The sequence below is a fragment of the Halobacillus litoralis genome, from assembly GCF_020171725.1.
Taxonomy (GTDB): Bacteria; Bacillota; Bacilli; order Bacillales; family Halobacillaceae; genus Halobacillus; species Halobacillus litoralis_F.
Window position 1 is genome coordinate 17,427 of sequence record NZ_JAIVAJ010000015.1, and the last position, 16,158, is coordinate 33,584.

Consider the following 16,158-nt stretch of genomic DNA (forward strand, 5'->3'; position numbering starts at 1 on the left):
TGGCTGACGAACAAAGGGGCACCCCATTACGGGTTGCTCCTTTTCTTTCATAAGGAGGAATGTCTGATGGGTGAAATCATCCCTCACTGGTTAGAAAAACAAGCAGAACTGAAGCCCGATCAACAGGCCATAAGGTGGCCGGGTGGCCGGAGCATGACCTTCTATGAGCTTCGGTGCGCCAGCCGGGCGGTTGCAAAATCGCTGAAGTCTTACGGTGTGAAAAAAGGCACGCACATCGCCATGCTCGCAGATAACCAGGAAGAGGTCCCGGTGTTCGTACATGCTGCGAGTTACGCAGGAGCGGTTCTTGTTTTGCTGAATACAAGACTAACGGCACCTGAATTAGCCTTTCAACTGGAAGACGGAGATGTGGAGTATCTTTTTACAAGTGAGACATTAAAAGAAAAAGGCTTGCAGGCAGTTGAAGAGGCTCAGAAGGACATGCTGTTATATACGCTTGAGACGCTGCCGCGTTCTACAGACGATGGAGCGGTCCATGATGAGTTCGATGTAGAGGACGTGTACACAATGATGTACACATCCGGTACGACCGGTAAACCGAAGGCCGTGATGCACACATACGGCAACCACTGGCATAGTGCGATTGCCTCAGGCTTAAACCTAGGTGTACATGCAGATGACCAATGGCTTCTCTGCTTACCGATTTTCCACGTAGGTGGCTTTTCGATACTCATGAAGAGTGTTGTTTACGGAATGACGGTTGAATGTTTATCCAAATTTGATGAAAAGGTTGTTCAAGAAGCGATTGTCGACCGTGGGATCACGCATGTGTCCGTCGTCACGCTGATGCTTAGAAAATTGCTCGACCTCATCGGTGACGGCTCTTATCCCGAGCATTTCAGATGCATGCTGCTTGGTGGAGGACCAGTTCCTGAGCATTTGCTGCAAGCTTCAGCAAGTCGTGGCATCCCTGTTTTTCAAACGTACGGAATGACCGAGACATCCTCTCAAATTGCGACGCTCGATCCTTCTTCAGCACTCAGAAAACTTGGGTCTGCGGGCAAGGCTTTGAGTACAGCGCGTTTGAAGGTTGATGCAGAACGGGAAACAGAGGTTGGAGAAATTCTTGTCAAAGGCCCTATGGTTGCAAAAGGGTATTACAACCGTCCGCCTTTAGAAGAAGGTTATTTCGGAACGGGCGACCTTGGCTACAAAGATGAAGATGGGTATCTGTACGTCGTCGATCGCCTGAAGGATGTCATCATTTCCGGCGGAGAGAATGTTTACCCTGCCGAGGTGGAAAGTGTGCTTTCAAGTTCCGATATGGTGCTTGAAGCGGGTGTTACAGGAATCTCTGACGACAAATGGGGAGAAGTGCCGGCTGCCTTCATCGTGCTCAAGGAAGGGTGCGTATGGGACGCTGAAGCCATGGAGGAATTCGTGGCGTCCAGATTGGCGAAATATAAACAGCCGGCACGTTACTACATCGTCGAAGAGCTGCCGAGAAACGCCTCGAACAAGCTGCTCAGAAGACAACTGCTTTCGTTAGTGGGGGAGGAATGACATGGACATTGCAGAGCTGCTGATAAGGGAAGTCGAGCTGCCTTTGAGGTCACCTTTTCAAACTCACCAAGGCACGGTTCAGAATCGCAGACTGATCATCGTCGAGGCGAAAGACCGTGAGGGGCGTGTCGGGTACGGGGAAGTGACGGCATTTGAGACGCCATTTTATACATCGGAAACGATTAAGACCGCCTGGCATGTCATGGAAGAGGTCATCATTCCTACCCTTGATTGGAAGTTGGTAACGCATCCCAGGGACTTTCATGAAGCCTGTGCGTTCATACAAGGGCATCCGATGGCGAAAGCCGGTGTCGAAGGGGCGTTATGGGACCTTTATGCCAAACAGCATAGTCAAAGCTTACGTGAGCTTGTAGGAGGGGAACGCCATCGAGCGAAAGCCGGAGCGGTTCTCAGTCTGTCTGCCTCTTTAGAGGACGATATCAAGAGGTTGAAGCAGGACGGATACGAACGGTTCAAGTTGAAGGTGAAAAAAGGAGAAGAGTGGGAGCTGATCAGGAAGGTGCAGTCGATCGATTCTGAGCTTGACCTGATGATCGATGCCAATGGTCAATATACAGAGGAGGACTTTGATCACTTGGTGAGCCTGGACAAAGCGGGTCTCCTGATGATGGAACAACCGTTTCGCGCAGGAGATTTCTATTTACACCGCAGGCTGCAGGAGCTTATATCGACTCCCGTTTGCTTAGACGAGTCGATTATGAGTTTTGAAGATGCCGTACAGGCTGTACAACTGAACAGCTGTCGCATGATCAACGTTAAGATCAGTCGGGTAGGCGGATTAACAGAAGCTTTGAACATTCACGATTACTGCCGGGAGCATGGCATTCAAGTCTGGTGCGGTGGAATGGTGGAGTCCGGTATTTCCAAAGCTCATAACCTCGCGCTCGCGTCTCTTGAAGCTTTCAATATCCCAGGAGACTTATCAAGCTCCACGCGTTATTTTGAGAGGGACTTTGTCACGCCGGGATTTGTCGTATCAGGCGGTGCCATCGATGTTCCTGAAGAGCCTGGAATCGGAGTCGGCATCGATACTGATTATTTACAGGAAGTCACCCTTCAGACACACGCTGTAAAAGTTTAATTCATAACGCCTCTTCTTATGGTTCAAACTATAGGAAGAGGAGGGCGGAATATGAATAAAAACAAATATTACGTCAATATCGGCACAAGAGAAATTTCAATCAACAAAGATGGAAACAATGATGAATTCATTGTGAATGCGACTGAGGATGAAATCATTACGCTGAGGGAACTGTTTGATGAAATCGAAATGGCTGACAACCGTTCATTCTGGAGAGCTCACGTTCCTTTTAAACCTTATCACCAAGACGATGATAACGATGACTTTGATGCGTCGATGAAAGAGGCCTTCCAGAAGATTTATGACTGGGGAGAAGAAGAGACGAAGGCCCAGATCACGCAAATGAATGTACTTGATTTGTAATAGGGAAGCCGCTCTCATGGTAGGGCGGTTTTTGTTATTTTTCTGAATTGGGACAGGCGTGACCAGAGGAAAAGTTTGGTTGTCCCTATTATGGACGAATGGGACAGGTGGAGAGTGCACTTTGGAATTCGTAGTCCCAATAAAAGGATATTGGGACAGTGCGGCTTGAGTAGGGCAGACTCTTAGTCCCGATAAACGTTTATTGAGACATGGAGAAGCACATAGGGTCAATGGATAGTCCTGATTAGAAATGATTGAGACAACCGGTGACGGTAAAGAGAGGCTCGTGTCCCAATTGAGCAGCGTCTTTCAGAAAAGACATCGAATCCTTTCAAAAAGAAAAACCCGCTCCCAAATGAGAGCGGCTGAATCAATGGAGGTTATGGCGTCTGCCCCATACCCGGCATTTCCTTGGCGTTCTCGATCACTTCATCAGGAATCGTGATTTCATCGATTTCATTGAAGTTGCTGTAAGAGCCTTTCGTGGTTTGGTCGATGGTCATTTTCTCGCCGGCTTCCTCGACGGTGATGTTCATGCTCATATCCATCTTCTTAGGGTAATAGGTTTCCTTATCGATTGTGTACATATACTCGACGCTGTTAAAGGTGACGCTGTCCATCATTCCTTCAGGCATCGTCCCCTCCGGCATGACTTCGTTCAACGTCTCTTCCATCATTTTCTTCAAGTCTTCCCCCTTCGAAGAGAAAGACAGGATATAGTTATCATCATCGGATTCCAGTGTAAATTCATCTACGTATTCTTCAACATTTTTCAATTGTTCGGCGGGCGTCTGCTGCTGAGAAGAGATGGCGTTCAACTGATCGAGCAGTTCCTTAGGCGCCTTCATCCAGCTTTCTTCATCGGAAGATTTAATGTACAACCCATCTTCTGTGTAATACTGCTCCATCTCCGTCATAAGCGCATCGATTTTAATTGTTTGGTGGAACGCCATTGGATCCATTGTAATATCCGATTGAATTTCCGAAGTCATCGGGACTCCAGGTGGAAACGGAGAGTTGCTTTCTTCCCCTTCTGATTGGTATTCCTGCTCAGATACCATATCCATCGAGAAGCTCTCTAAGCTTTCACTGGCCTCGGTCGCTTTCGTGAAAATTTCATCAAGTTTCTGTGCCTCAGAACTCGAACAAGCCCCAAGTAGCAGGGACATCGCTATGATACCGCATAGCATCATGAATTTGTTTCTCATGTTCCTTCCTCCCTTTTTTGTATTCCTACCCGTACATACGATTCATAATCATGATAAGTTTCAAAATTTCCCAATTGTTTATTCGGGAGGTGAAACAATAATAAGAGTAGAATGACATCTCTCTAGTTTGTATTTGGGGAAGCTTGTGGTACGATTTAAAAAGGAACTTCTTGAACGTAACCCTGTCATGACGACAGGCAAACACAATGGATTAAAGGCAGTTGATCAAGCATGAAAACTTTTTACGATTTCTACCATAACCCTGTGAGATTATCCTTTGAGGACCACCCTTTTTCAAAGGCACCGAAACATGTATGGGTCATTTGCCGTTATGAAAACAAATGGCTGCTGACTAAACATAAGGACCGTGGGCTGGAGTTTCCAGGAGGCAAGGTGGAAGAAGGAGAAACGGCAGAAGAAGCTGCCATTCGAGAAGTGAAAGAAGAGACAGGAGCCGAAATCGAAAACATCTCGTATGTCGGCCAGTATAAGGTAGAAGGTAAAGGCGGTACGATTATAAAAAATGTGTACTATGCCCTTATTTCTGAATTAACCGATCAGAGCCATTATTTCGAAACACATGGCCCCGCGTTACTGAAGGAATTGCCTCAAGCCATTAAAGCCAACAAACGATACAGTTTTATGATGAAAGATGAAGTGCTTCCTGAATGTCTGAAGCGGATTAAGCAGAATGGGTAAACAAAAAAACCGGAAAACGTCTCAAGGCGTTTTCCGGTTTTTTTATAGACAGTTGAAAAAGTTCTGGATGAAGTTGAGTGTACCGTGTGGTGGAAAATAATTCGCTTTTCGCGGCGGACGGCGAGCTACCTCGACTTCGTCTTCGGGGATCTCGCCATTGTCCGTTCAATCCCGCAGAAGTCTCATCATTTTCCACCCCACTTTACCAAAACAATGTATCCAGAACTTCACAAAAAGCCTCTTCAATATCGTAAGTTTTGTTACAATCACCATATTTGATCACTGTATCCATTAGCTGAATTACTTCTTTAGCACCCTTAATGAGTTTTCATCTGAATTATGTAATCGATAATAACTAATTATTTAAAAAGCCGGAAGCGCTAAGCGGCTTCCGGCTTTTATGGTTGTTACTTATGGTAAGATGGACCAGCATTTTTCACAGCTTCACTAACATACGAGAATTTGCTGAAGTTCTGATGGAACTTCTCTGCAAGTTCTTTCGCTTTTTCTTCGTACTCTTCCGGATTATCCCACGTGCTCTTCGGTACAAGGACCTGGTTAGGAACGCCGGGGCATTGTGTCGGGGTGTGCAATCCGAAAATAGGATCCTGCACATATTCTGTGTCGTTCAGGTCGCCCTTCAATGCCGCTTGGATCATGGCACGTGTGTAAGAAAGCTTCATTCGTGAGCCTTCTCCGTACGATCCACCCGTCCAGCCGGTGTTAACAAGATAAACCTGTGAATTGAATTGATCAATCTTCTGTCCGAGCATCTCAGCGTAAGCTGCTGGAGCTAGTGGCAGGAATGGAGAACCGAAGCAGGCTGAGAATGTGGCCTGTGGCTCAGTGATGCCCCGTTCTGTGCCGGCGAGCTTACTCGTGTATCCGCTCAGGAAGTGATACATCGCCTGTTCCTTCGTCAGCTTACTGATCGGAGGCAGTACACCAGTCGCATCTGCCGTTAAGAAGATGATGGCTTTCGGGTGGCCGCCGACACTTGGCTCAATCGATTGCTGGATGTGGTCAAGGGGATACGCAGCTCTTGTGTTTTCTGTAAGAGAGGTATCGTCATAGTCTGGTTCTCTTGACTGATCATCCAGTACGACATTCTCAAGGACCGCTCCGAAGCGGATGGCGTCGTGGATCTGCGGCTCTTTTTCCTTGGACAGGTTGATGCACTTGGCATAGCATCCGCCTTCCATGTTGAAGACGCCTTGATCCGACCAGCCGTGCTCATCATCCCCGATTAATCCTCTGTGAGGGTCGGCGGATAGTGTCGTCTTTCCTGTTCCGGAAAGACCGAAGAACAATGCCGCATCGCCATCTTCCCCGATGTTCGCTGAACAGTGCATCGGAAGGACGTTCTTTTGAGGGAGCATGTAGTTCATGACGGAGAATATGGATTTTTTGATTTCACCTGCGTATTCTGTCCCGCCAATCAGGACGATTCTATGTTTGAATGAAACCATAACAAACGCTTCTGAGTTCGTCCCGTCCTGTTCAGGATCGGCTTTGAATGTTGGGGCGGAAATGACTGTGAATTCTGGGTCGTGTCCTTCGACTTCTTCTTCGTTCGGTCTGATGAACATTTGACGGGCGAAAAGGTTGTGCCACGCGAATTCATTGACGACTTGAATCGGAAGGCGGTAACGGTGATCGGCACCTGCGTAGCCTTTAAATGAAAAAACTTCTTCTTTTGTCTTTAAATAATCCAGCACTTTGTGGTACAAATGAATAAAAGCGCTTTCATCTATAGGTTGATTCACGGGACCCCAATCGACGTCTTTAGAAGAATCGCGGTCTTTGACGATGAATTTATCCTTCGGCGATCTGCCTGTGTAAGCGCCGGTAGTCGATCGGACGGCTCCTGTATCGGTCAACACGCCTTCGTTTCTGTCTACAATTTTTTCGACTAGTTGTGGTACTGATAATTGATGCTGAACGTGTTCTTGAGCTAATAAGATGCTAAGCTCTGACATTTGGTTAATAGCACTCATCGCGTCTACCCGCCTTTTTATTATAGATTTATTGATCATGGATGACTGAATGTGAAATTAGTATAACACATTCACATGAATAGTCCACACTATTATTGAAAATGCTTTCAACAATTTTATGGAGTGGAAATAGGGTTTGAAAAGTGTGAGGTTCTGTATCCTATGTAAGGGGAAGTCGTTCCGTTTGTGTGAATAGGAAAGAAGTGGATTCCGTTGACATCAGGGAGGACTTTCGATACCATTATTTCGAACGGATACTCTCTTATCCAGAGTAGGTGGAGGGACAGGCCCTTTGAAGCCCAGCAACCGTCATTCCATGACATGGTGCTAACCTGAAGCAAGGAGATCAATCACTCCTTGGACGATAAGAGCGAAAGGAAGCGACACCTTTCCTCTATGTACAGGAAGGGTTTTTTCTTTTGTAATGAGAATTAAATTTAAAAGACTGCCCATGTGGTTGTGACTTATATTCAATAGACTTGTGTAGATCAGCTGATGTGCTTCTGCACAAACTGGTAAAGAGTTCCGTCTAATAACTTTGTACTTACAGAAGGAGGAGTCTTTAGAATGCCAGCAAACCGCCGGTTATTCACATCAGAATCTGTTACGGAAGGTCACCCGGACAAAATTTGTGACCAGATCTCTGATGCGATTCTAGATGAAATTTTAAAAAATGATCCCAATGCAAGAGTTGCATGTGAGACAACGGTGACTACGGGACTCGTACTTGTTTCAGGAGAAATCAGTACGAATACTTATGTGGACATTCCGTCGATCGTCCGCAAAACCATTAAAGAAATCGGGTACACGCGTGCGAAGTACGGTTTCGATGCCGATACTTGCGCCGTACTTACAGCCATTGACGAACAGTCACCTGATATCGCAGGTGGAGTAGACGTGGCTTATGAATCTCGTGAAGGAAAGATGAGTGAAGACGAGATTGAAGCGATTGGAGCGGGAGACCAGGGATTGATGTTCGGGTTTGCGAACAATGAAACAAAAGAATTCATGCCGCTTCCGATTTCCCTTGCGCACAAGCTTTCCAAGCGTTTATCAGACGTACGCAATGATGGTACGCTAGAATACCTGCGCCCTGATGGGAAAACACAGGTGACAATCGAGTATGATGAGAATGATCAGCCTGTACGCGTAGATACAATCGTCATCTCTACTCAGCACTCAGAAGAAGTGACGCTTGAGCAAATCCAGAACGATTTGAAAAAGCATGTCATCGACCCTGTAGTACCGGGAACCTTCATTGATGATGAAACGAAATACTTCATTAACCCGACCGGCCGTTTCGTTATCGGCGGACCACAAGGGGACGCTGGTTTAACGGGAAGAAAAATCATCGTCGACACGTACGGTGGGTACGCGCGTCACGGTGGAGGTGCGTTCAGCGGGAAGGATGCTACGAAAGTAGACCGCTCCGCTGCATATGCCGCTCGTTACGTGGCGAAAAATATCGTCGCAGCAGGGTTAGCTGACCAAGTGGAGGTTCAGCTTGCTTACGCGATTGGTGTAGCGCAGCCTGTATCGATCTCGATCAACACGTTCGGAACAGGAGCGGTTAGTGAAGAACAGCTAGTTGAAGCTGTTCGTGATCTGTTTGACCTCCGCCCAGCAGGCATCATCAAAATGCTGGATCTGCGTCGTCCGATTTATCGTCAGACAGCTGCGTATGGACACTTCGGCCGTACAGACGTCGAGTTCCCGTGGGAAAGAACGGATAAAGCGGAAGAACTGAAGAATCGACTTAAATAATAGAAAGAGTCCAGGATATGATGTCCTGGACTCTTTTTCTATAGAAAAAAATCAGATGTTTTTGTAGTATTGTCCTTTTTCTACATAGCTTTGACGGATCCGGTTCATTTCGCTGAAATCCTCATCAGTCAGTTCACGGATGACTTTAGCAGGTCTGCCGAAAGCAAGGGTACGGGGCGGGATTTTTTTGCCTGGCGGAACGAGGGTCCCGGCTCCGATGAACGCTTCTTCGCCGATTTCAGCTCCATCTAGAATAAGAGACCCCATCCCGATTAAGGCATTCTTACGGACTTTTGCTGAGTGCAGCGTGACCTGATGACCAACGGTTACGCCTTCCTCAATGATGAGTGGCTGATTCGGACTTTGGTGGAGGAGACTAAGATCTTGGATGTTGGCGCGATCGCCGATATGTACAGGTGCCACATCTCCTCGAATGACGGTTTTGAACCAAATGCTTGCTTCCTTCCCGATCGTTACATCACCTGTGATCACCGTGTCTTCTGCTACGAATGCACTGTCATCGATGACCGGTCGTTTTCCTTTATATTCGCAAATCATACGCTTCCCCCTTATAATGTCAATATACTTAGTATAGCAAACAGGGAGGCGAATTGTCGGTGAAAAGGTGGAGTGTAGAACCGAGTAAAGGGACAGTGATCATCGTACACGGAGCTTTTGAGCATGGTGGCCGGTATGAGTCGCTGGCCAGACAGTTTCAGACTGACGGGTTCACCGTTATATACGGAGATCTGCCCGGGCAGGGGGAAACAGATGGGAAGGCGGGACATATCAAGTCTTTCCAACAATACGTGGATACCGTCTCGACCTGGATTGAAGAAGCGGATCGGACGAAGCCTGTATTCCTTTTGGGACATAGTATGGGGGGAACTGTCGTAATCCGGACGATGCAGACGATTAAGCCGGATGTGCACGGGGTCATTCTTTCTTCTCCCGCTGCCGGAATTCTGAACGGTGCTGGTAAGCCGCTTGAGGCTGTATCCAAAGTGCTCGACAAAGTTTCACCTTCCGTAAGAGTGAAGTCTCCTATGAAGCCTGAGATGGTGACGCGGAATCAAGCTGTGATCAATAAGGATTTGGACGATCCCCTGATTCTGGAAAAGGTGTCGGTGCGGTGGTATCATGAATTTCGAAGGGCAATAAAAAAAGCTTTTGCAGAAGTCGAGGGTTTTCCGAATGTTCCGCTGCTTGTCATGCAGGCTGAAGCAGACAAAATGGTTGAAGTCAAAAAGACGAAAGAATGGTTCAACCTGGTGGATACAGATGAGAAATGCTATAAGCAGTGGCCCAATCTCTATCATGAAATTTTCAATGAACCTGAATGGGAAGAAGTCTATCGATACACACTTGATTTTATAAAGAGGCAATTACACTAAGAGGAGGATTTGTCTTGTCTGTTCAAGCACCTAGAAATGCTGTTCATTTGATGTACCGTGTTTATAGAGAAGTTTTTCCTAGTGTTCATACTGAATTGAATCAATGGATCGAGCGTGCGAAGGCCATCCCGAATGATGAGCTTCGTTCGCAGGCTTTAATGAGTATTGAAGAGAAAACCTTCCATTGTGAAGGGGGCGGAATATACAGTCTTCTTGCTGGGAATCGACAGTCGGAGGCCGTTCGGTTCATTGTCGCCTATCAGACCATCAGCGATTATTTAGACAACTTATGTGACCGCAGCACATCGATGGATCCTGAGGATTTCCGCATGCTCCACGAATCGATGACGGATGCCCTCACCCCGGGGAATGAATTGAAAAATTATTATGCCTACCGGGAAGACCAGGACGATGGCGGGTATTTGCATGCCTTAGTCCGAACGTGCCAGTCCGTCCTTGGCAGCGCAGAAGCCTACTCGCTTGTGAAGCCACATACATTGAAACTCGGCTCTTTGTACAATGACCTACAAGTACATAAGCATGTCATGGAAGAAGAGAGAATTCCGAGATTGAAAAAATGGTTTGAAGACCATCAGGATCAGTGGCCGAATTTACAGTGGTATGAATTCTCTGCGTGTACAGGCTCTACGCTCGGCATCTTTTGTCTCGTGTCTTATCTGCTCAGTGGGCGATTGGACGAATCGTTAGCCAAGCAGATCGAAAAAAGCTATTTCCCCTTTATGCAAGGTTTGCATATACTGCTGGATTACTATATCGATCAGCAGGAGGACGAGGAAGAAGGGGATTTGAACTTCTGTTCGTATTACACCCACCAACAGGAAATGAAAGACCGTTTCTCCTATTTTGTACAACATACAGACGAAGAGATCCGCAAATTACCTGATGTGTCCTTCCACCAAATGATTCATGAAGGGCTTGTCGGGATGTATCTTGCCGATCAGAAAGTAGGCAGACTCGCAGACGGTAGGAACTTTGTGAAAGGGTTGCTCAGAATCAGTGGACGGAAAGCTTCTTTCTTTTATTTCAATACGAAGATGTACCATAAATTAAAGCCAGGGCGCTCTTTATAGAGCACTCTGGCTTATTGTTTTTCTAACGCTATGATAAAGGGAGGTGTGTTTCGTTGGTTGATGAATCCGTACTGGAGTGCTCTGACTTCTTTTTGGTCCAGCCCTTGTACGTATTCAAGCAGTGCCTCTTTTTCTTCTTTGCCTCCGGGGTGACCGTGGTAGACGACGAGTACGATGATTCCGCCTGAAATGAGTTGTTCGAGGAGGCGTTCAACAGATGCGATCGTTTCCTCCGGCTTTGTCACGATCGATTTATCACTTCCGGGCAGGTACCCTAGATTGAAGATTCCTGCTTTGACTTTCTGTTTGTGTTCCTCAGCAAGATGTTCGTTAATCGTGGAGTGGGAATCTTGGATCAGTGTAGTTCTTGAGTCCACGCCGTGCTCTCTCAAGCGTTCTTCTGTATGGTGAATCGCATCCTGTTGGATGTCAAAGCCATATACGTGTCCGTTCTCACCGACAAGCTGCGCTAGAAAAAGGGTGTCGTGTCCATTGCCGCACGTTCCGTCAACGGTAATATCCCCTTTTTCCACGACACCTTCCATTAATGAGTGAGCGAACTGTAATACGCGTTGCAGTGCCATATAATCAAACTCCTTTCATATCCTGAGTCATTGTAGCACGAAATGAAAAAAGCCTGCACCATATAGGAGCAGACTATTTCTTCGGTTTTTGTTTGTCTTTATATTTTTTAACGGTGTCGTACGCTTTCTTTGCATATCGCTTCGCATCTTCAGGGTTATCTTTCGCATACTTAATCCCTTTTTGGATCAGCTTTTTCACTTATGATCACCTCACAGTTTCACCATAATATAAAATCGTTCCAAAAGAAAGTCATTTGCAGGCAGTCCTTGACAAAGCTTTGGCGTTTCATTAACATACGAATAGAATACATGAAGACGAAGAAGAGGAGTAGTAGGGAAGATTCAAGTCTAGAGAGAGACAGCGGTTGGTGTAAGCTGTCCTTGAACTTTCACGAACTCGCCTTGGATGTCGCAGAAGTGAATGGAGTTCCACTAGCCTCTGCCGGTGAAGTCGCCGATATCGACCTTCTAGAGTGAACGTTTATTGAAACGTTAATTTGGGTGGTACCGCGGGAATCAAGCCTCTCGTCCCTTTTATTAGGGGACGTGGGGCTTTTTTATATTTTTAGAGATAAAATGAGGAGGCAGAGACATGGCTTTTGATCATAAGACAATTGAGAAGAAATGGCAGAAGCATTGGCTTGAGAACAAGACATTCAAAACAGATGGCCAATCAGATAAAACAAAATTCTATGCTTTGGATATGTTCCCATATCCATCAGGTGCAGGGTTGCACGTAGGACACCCAGAAGGGTACACCGCGACAGATATCCTTTCCCGTATGAAGCGGATGCAAGGGTATGAAGTGCTTCACCCGATCGGCTGGGACGCATTTGGTCTTCCTGCAGAGCAGTATGCACTTGATACGGGGAATGACCCGGAGGAATTCACGCTTCAAAATATTGAAACGTTCCGTCGCCAAATCCAGGAGCTTGGATTTTCCTATGACTGGGACCGCGAAGTAAATACAACGGACCCGAATTACTATAAATGGACGCAGTGGATCTTCCTTAAACTTTACGAGAAAGGTCTTGCATACGTTGACGAAGTAGCGGTGAACTGGTGTCCGGCACTTGGTACCGTTCTCGCAAACGAGGAAGTCATCGATGGTAAAAGTGAGCGTGGCGACCACCCTGTAGAGCGTCGCCCGATGAAGCAGTGGATGCTGAAGATCACGGCTTATGCAGACCGTCTTCTTGACGATCTGGAAGACTTGGATTGGCCGGAAAGCATTAAAGATATGCAGCGCAACTGGATTGGAAAATCAGAGGGAGCGGAAGTGACCTTTTCTATCGAGGGGGATAAAGGATCCTTCGATGTCTTCACAACCCGTCCAGACACGCTGTTCGGCGCCACGTACGCGGTTGTCGCTCCAGAACATCCATTAGTTGGTGAGATTGTCACGGACGAACAAAAAGAAGCAGTGGATACGTATGTCGAAAAATCTCAGAACAAGAGTGATCTTGAGCGTACCGATTTAGCGAAAGACAAATCCGGTGTCTTCACGGGATCCTATGCCATCAATCCGATCAACGGTGAGAAACTGCCAATCTGGGTAGCTGACTATGTATTGATGAGTTACGGAAGCGGAGCCATTATGGCTGTGCCTGCTCACGACGAGAGAGATTATGAATTTGCCAATAAATTCGATCTTCCTATCGTACCTGTTGTAGAAGGTGGAGATATTTCACAAGAAGCCTATACAGGAGACGGCCCGCACATCAACTCTGACTTCCTTAATGGGTTGGAGAAAGATGAAGCCATTCTTAAAGCAATTGAATGGTTAGAGGAAAATGGTAAGGGCCAGAAGAAGACAACGTACCGTCTGCGCGATTGGCTGTTCAGCCGTCAGCGTTACTGGGGAGAACCCATCCCTGTGATTCATTGGGAAGATGGTTCGATCACGGCTGTTGAAGAAGAGGATCTTCCGATTCAACTTCCGAAGACAACGGAAATCAAGCCATCAGGTACGGGTGAGTCTCCACTTGCTAATATTGATGACTGGGTGAATGTTGTCGATCCTGAAACAGGCATGAAAGGTCGTCGCGAAACGAACACAATGCCTCAGTGGGCGGGTAGCTGCTGGTATTACCTTCGCTACATCGACCCAACAAATGATGAGACCTTCGCTGATTACGACTTGTTGAAGAAGTGGCTGCCTGTTGACGTGTACATCGGTGGTGCAGAACACGCTGTCCTTCACCTGTTGTATGCACGTTTCTGGCACAAAGTTCTTTATGATGCAGGTGTCGTCCCTACGAAGGAACCATTCCAGAAGCTGTTTAACCAAGGAATGATTCTTGGGGAAAACAACGAAAAAATGAGTAAGTCGAAAGGCAATGTTGTAAACCCTGATGACATCGTGTACTCTCACGGTGCAGATACACTTCGCCTGTACGAAATGTTCATGGGACCATTGGACGCTTCCGTTTCATGGTCAACGAATGGACTGGACGGAGCGCGTCGTTTCCTTGATCGCGTATGGCGCTTGTTCGTACACGAAGGAGAGCTTTCCTCTTCTATTAAGGAAGACAGTCAGGATCAGACTCTTGAGAAGGTGTACCACGAAACCGTGAAAAAAGTATCGGAAAACTTTGAAGAGCTTCGCTTTAACACAGGAATCTCTCAAATGATGGTATTCATCAACGAAGCTTATAAAGTGGATGAACTACCGAAGTCCTACGTTGAAGGCTTTGTGAAGCTTCTATCTCCAGTTGCTCCGCACCTTACGGAAGAACTTTGGGAGAAGCTCGGTCATGAAGGGACAATCAGCTATCAAGCATGGCCGACATTCGACGAATCGAAACTCGTTGAAGAAGAAGTGGAGATCGTCATCCAAGTACTTGGTAAAGTCCGTGCGAAGATGATGGTGAACAAAGATGCTTCCAAAGAAGATCTAGAGAAACAAGCACTCGAAAACGACCAAGTCCAACCTTGGCTTGAAGGTAAAACCGTTCGTAAAGTCATTGCTGTACCTGGTAAGCTTGTGAACATCGTAGCGAATTAATTTATGAAGCCACCTCAGTTTAAGGAGGTGGCTTTTTACTATATAATGATACATGCGAACAAATCATTGAAGGAGGCACACACACATGAGTCACATTGAAGAAATCACACCAAACGAAGTTGAAAAGAAAATCGAGCAGAACGATGACATGACGATTATAGATGTACGTGAAGATGAAGAAGTAGCCGAAGGGATGGTTCCAGAGGCGAAGCACATCCCATTAGGACAGATTCCAAACGAAATCGAAAAACTTCCAAAAGATCAGGAATACATCATGATCTGCCGTTCCGGACGCCGAAGCATGAATGCTGCTGAGTATATGAAAGAGAATGGATTCTCTAACGTGAAAAACATGCAGGGCGGCATGCTTCAATGGGACGGAGAACTCATCTTCTAAGTAGAGACCATGGACATTCTCGTTTATTGCTCTCTTATTATGATTTTGCTGTTCTTCCTATATAGTAGACGTTTGAAAATGCCTGAGAAGATCACGGCAGATGGCACGCAAAATTTCTCTGATTTCTGTGTCATCGATGTGCGTGACTATATTTCTGCACACCGTTCTCCTTACCCCGGGGCAGATAACATTCCTCTCAGTTATTTAAAAAGAGAGTGGAAGAAGCGGAGTTCTTGTGACAAGAACATTCTCCTTATTGCCGACGATCAGCGGGAAGCGAGATTGGCAGCAGGAATTATCAAGGGGAAGAAGACAAAGGCCATCTATTACACCTATTCCTAAGACCTCTACGTCCGAGCGTAGAGGTTCTTCTTTTGTTCTTAGAAAAAAGCACGATAAAAATTCAAGATAGTTATTGACTTCAAACTCTGAGCCATGTATTATAGATAACGTTGCTTCTTTAAAGGAGCGAAAACAAAAAAGATTCAACAAATTCTAACAACTCTATTGACACAACTTTACATCATATGCTAGAATTTGTTTACTGTCACTTAAGACAGGCCATTTGATCTTTGAAAACTGAACGAACCAACCAGTACGTCAAATTTTTTCTTCTTAGTGAAGAAAAGACAACGAGCACATTTCGATGTGCAAATGAGCAAGTCAAACTTAACTTTTATGGAGAGTTTGATCCTGGCTCAGGACGAACGCTGGCGGCGTGCCTAATACATGCAAGTCGAGCGCGGGAAGCAAGCTGATCCCTTCGGGGTGACGCTTGTGGAACGAGCGGCGGACGGGTGAGTAACACGTGGGCAACCTGCCTGTAAGATCGGAATAACTCCGGGAAACCGGAGCTAATGCCGGGTAATACATTTCTCCGCATGGAGAGATGTTAAAAGATGGCTTCTCGCTATCACTTACAGATGGGCCCGCGGCGCATTAGCTAGTTGGTGAGGTAACGGCTCACCAAGGCGACGATGCGTAGCCGACCTGAGAGGGTGATCGGCCACACTGGGACTGAGACACGG

15 protein-coding genes, 1 rRNA gene, 1 riboswitch and 1 other annotated feature are annotated in these 16,158 nt (G+C 46.5%); of the genes, 11 read left to right on the plus strand and 5 right to left on the minus strand.

Annotated features, from left to right (window positions below; all coding sequences use genetic code 11):
• Positions 1-66 precede the first annotated feature (66 nt).
• Genes LCM20_RS19810 through LCM20_RS19820 form a run of 3 tightly spaced genes read left to right on the plus strand, consistent with a single transcriptional unit; the run spans position 67 to position 2,989 of the window.
• Positions 67-1,524, plus strand: coding sequence for an o-succinylbenzoate--CoA ligase (locus LCM20_RS19810; RefSeq protein ID WP_225197214.1), 1,458 nt, complete (start codon positions 67-69; stop codon positions 1,522-1,524).
• A gap of 1 nt (position 1,525) precedes the next feature.
• Positions 1,526-2,626 carry an o-succinylbenzoate synthase gene (gene menC, locus LCM20_RS19815; protein WP_225197215.1) on the plus strand — a complete coding sequence of 367 codons (1,101 nt, stop codon included), beginning with the start codon at positions 1,526-1,528 and terminating at the stop codon, positions 2,624-2,626.
• Between the two features lie 51 nt (positions 2,627-2,677).
• Positions 2,678-2,989, plus strand: a complete 312-nt coding sequence (locus LCM20_RS19820; protein ID WP_225197216.1) for a hydrolase — start codon at positions 2,678-2,680, stop codon at positions 2,987-2,989.
• A gap of 380 nt (positions 2,990-3,369) precedes the next feature.
• Here the strand turns inward: LCM20_RS19820 and LCM20_RS19825 are convergent, their stop codons facing one another.
• Complete coding sequence (locus LCM20_RS19825; RefSeq protein WP_225197217.1) at positions 3,370-4,197, minus strand: DUF6612 family protein; 828 nt, start codon at positions 4,195-4,197, stop codon at positions 3,370-3,372.
• A gap of 231 nt (positions 4,198-4,428) precedes the next feature.
• Here LCM20_RS19825 and ytkD point away from each other — a divergent pair, with 231 nt between their 5' ends.
• Positions 4,429-4,896 (plus strand): RNA deprotection pyrophosphohydrolase, encoded by a 468-nt coding sequence (gene ytkD, locus LCM20_RS19830; protein ID WP_225197218.1) that lies wholly within the window; start codon positions 4,429-4,431, stop codon positions 4,894-4,896.
• A 407-nt stretch (positions 4,897-5,303) separates the two neighbouring features.
• Here the strand turns inward: ytkD and pckA are convergent, their stop codons facing one another.
• On the minus strand, positions 5,304-6,893 hold the full coding sequence (gene pckA / locus LCM20_RS19835) for a phosphoenolpyruvate carboxykinase (ATP) (RefSeq protein ID WP_225197219.1): 1,590 nt from the start codon (positions 6,891-6,893) through the stop codon (positions 5,304-5,306).
• 259 nt (positions 6,894-7,152) lie between these two features.
• A riboswitch (SAM riboswitch) is annotated at positions 7,153-7,264 on the plus strand.
• A 196-nt stretch (positions 7,265-7,460) separates the two neighbouring features.
• On the opposite strand from pckA, the gene metK reads away from it, so the two are divergent.
• Positions 7,461-8,657, plus strand: coding sequence for a methionine adenosyltransferase (gene metK / locus LCM20_RS19840; protein ID WP_225197220.1), 1,197 nt, complete (start codon positions 7,461-7,463; stop codon positions 8,655-8,657).
• 51 nt (positions 8,658-8,708) lie between these two features.
• Here the strand turns inward: metK and LCM20_RS19845 are convergent, their stop codons facing one another.
• Positions 8,709-9,215 (minus strand): gamma carbonic anhydrase family protein, encoded by a 507-nt coding sequence (locus LCM20_RS19845; protein ID WP_225197221.1) that lies wholly within the window; start codon positions 9,213-9,215, stop codon positions 8,709-8,711.
• Between the two features lie 59 nt (positions 9,216-9,274).
• On the opposite strand from LCM20_RS19845, the gene LCM20_RS19850 reads away from it, so the two are divergent.
• Both LCM20_RS19850 and LCM20_RS19855 read left to right on the plus strand, forming a co-directional pair.
• On the plus strand, positions 9,275-10,051 hold the full coding sequence (locus tag LCM20_RS19850; protein WP_225197222.1) for an alpha/beta hydrolase: 777 nt from the start codon (positions 9,275-9,277) through the stop codon (positions 10,049-10,051).
• A gap of 50 nt (positions 10,052-10,101) precedes the next feature.
• Positions 10,102-11,142, plus strand: coding sequence for a tetraprenyl-beta-curcumene synthase family protein (locus LCM20_RS19855; RefSeq protein ID WP_225197229.1), 1,041 nt, complete (start codon positions 10,102-10,104; stop codon positions 11,140-11,142).
• Between the two features lie 11 nt (positions 11,143-11,153).
• Here the strand turns inward: LCM20_RS19855 and LCM20_RS19860 are convergent, their stop codons facing one another.
• Positions 11,154-11,726: a class I SAM-dependent methyltransferase gene (locus LCM20_RS19860; protein ID WP_225197223.1), complete on the minus strand. Its 573-nt coding sequence runs from the start codon at positions 11,724-11,726 to the stop codon at positions 11,154-11,156.
• Between the two features lie 73 nt (positions 11,727-11,799).
• Positions 11,800-11,925: a hypothetical protein gene (locus LCM20_RS20155; protein WP_263622210.1), complete on the minus strand. Its 126-nt coding sequence runs from the start codon at positions 11,923-11,925 to the stop codon at positions 11,800-11,802.
• 110 nt (positions 11,926-12,035) lie between these two features.
• Positions 12,036-12,262 (plus strand) — a binding site (T-box leader).
• 56 nt (positions 12,263-12,318) lie between these two features.
• Here LCM20_RS20155 and leuS point away from each other — a divergent pair.
• The 4 genes from leuS to LCM20_RS19880 all read left to right on the plus strand — a co-directional run.
• The gene (gene leuS / locus LCM20_RS19865; protein WP_225197224.1) at positions 12,319-14,733 is read left to right on the plus strand and encodes a leucine--tRNA ligase; all 2,415 of its coding nucleotides are present in this window, start codon (positions 12,319-12,321) and stop codon (positions 14,731-14,733) included.
• An 85-nt stretch (positions 14,734-14,818) separates the two neighbouring features.
• Positions 14,819-15,130, plus strand: coding sequence for a rhodanese-like domain-containing protein (locus LCM20_RS19870; RefSeq protein ID WP_225197225.1), 312 nt, complete (start codon positions 14,819-14,821; stop codon positions 15,128-15,130).
• Positions 15,131-15,169: 39 nt separating this feature from the next.
• Entirely contained in the window at positions 15,170-15,472 is a 303-nt protein-coding gene (locus LCM20_RS19875) for a rhodanese-like domain-containing protein (protein ID WP_225197226.1), read from the plus strand.
• A 333-nt stretch (positions 15,473-15,805) separates the two neighbouring features.
• Positions 15,806-16,158, plus strand: a 16S ribosomal RNA gene (locus LCM20_RS19880); the annotation flags it as partial.

Coding starts and splice junctions, on each gene's coding strand:
- LCM20_RS19810 (WP_225197214.1), top strand. CDS start 67: ATGGGTGAAATCATCCCTCACTGGTTAGAAAAACAAGCAGAACTGAAG.
- menC (WP_225197215.1), top strand. CDS start 1,526: ATGGACATTGCAGAGCTGCTGATAAGGGAAGTCGAGCTGCCTTTGAGG.
- LCM20_RS19820 (WP_225197216.1), top strand. CDS start 2,678: ATGAATAAAAACAAATATTACGTCAATATCGGCACAAGAGAAATTTCA.
- LCM20_RS19825 (WP_225197217.1), bottom strand. CDS start 4,197: ATGAGAAACAAATTCATGATGCTATGCGGTATCATAGCGATGTCCCTG.
- ytkD (WP_225197218.1), top strand. CDS start 4,429: ATGAAAACTTTTTACGATTTCTACCATAACCCTGTGAGATTATCCTTT.
- pckA (WP_225197219.1), bottom strand. CDS start 6,893: ATGAGTGCTATTAACCAAATGTCAGAGCTTAGCATCTTATTAGCTCAA.
- metK (WP_225197220.1), top strand. CDS start 7,461: ATGCCAGCAAACCGCCGGTTATTCACATCAGAATCTGTTACGGAAGGT.
- LCM20_RS19845 (WP_225197221.1), bottom strand. CDS start 9,215: ATGATTTGCGAATATAAAGGAAAACGACCGGTCATCGATGACAGTGCA.
- LCM20_RS19855 (WP_225197229.1), top strand. CDS start 10,102: ATGTACCGTGTTTATAGAGAAGTTTTTCCTAGTGTTCATACTGAATTG.
- LCM20_RS19860 (WP_225197223.1), bottom strand. CDS start 11,726: ATGGCACTGCAACGCGTATTACAGTTCGCTCACTCATTAATGGAAGGT.
- leuS (WP_225197224.1), top strand. CDS start 12,319: ATGGCTTTTGATCATAAGACAATTGAGAAGAAATGGCAGAAGCATTGG.
- LCM20_RS19870 (WP_225197225.1), top strand. CDS start 14,819: ATGAGTCACATTGAAGAAATCACACCAAACGAAGTTGAAAAGAAAATC.
- LCM20_RS19875 (WP_225197226.1), top strand. CDS start 15,170: ATGATTTTGCTGTTCTTCCTATATAGTAGACGTTTGAAAATGCCTGAG.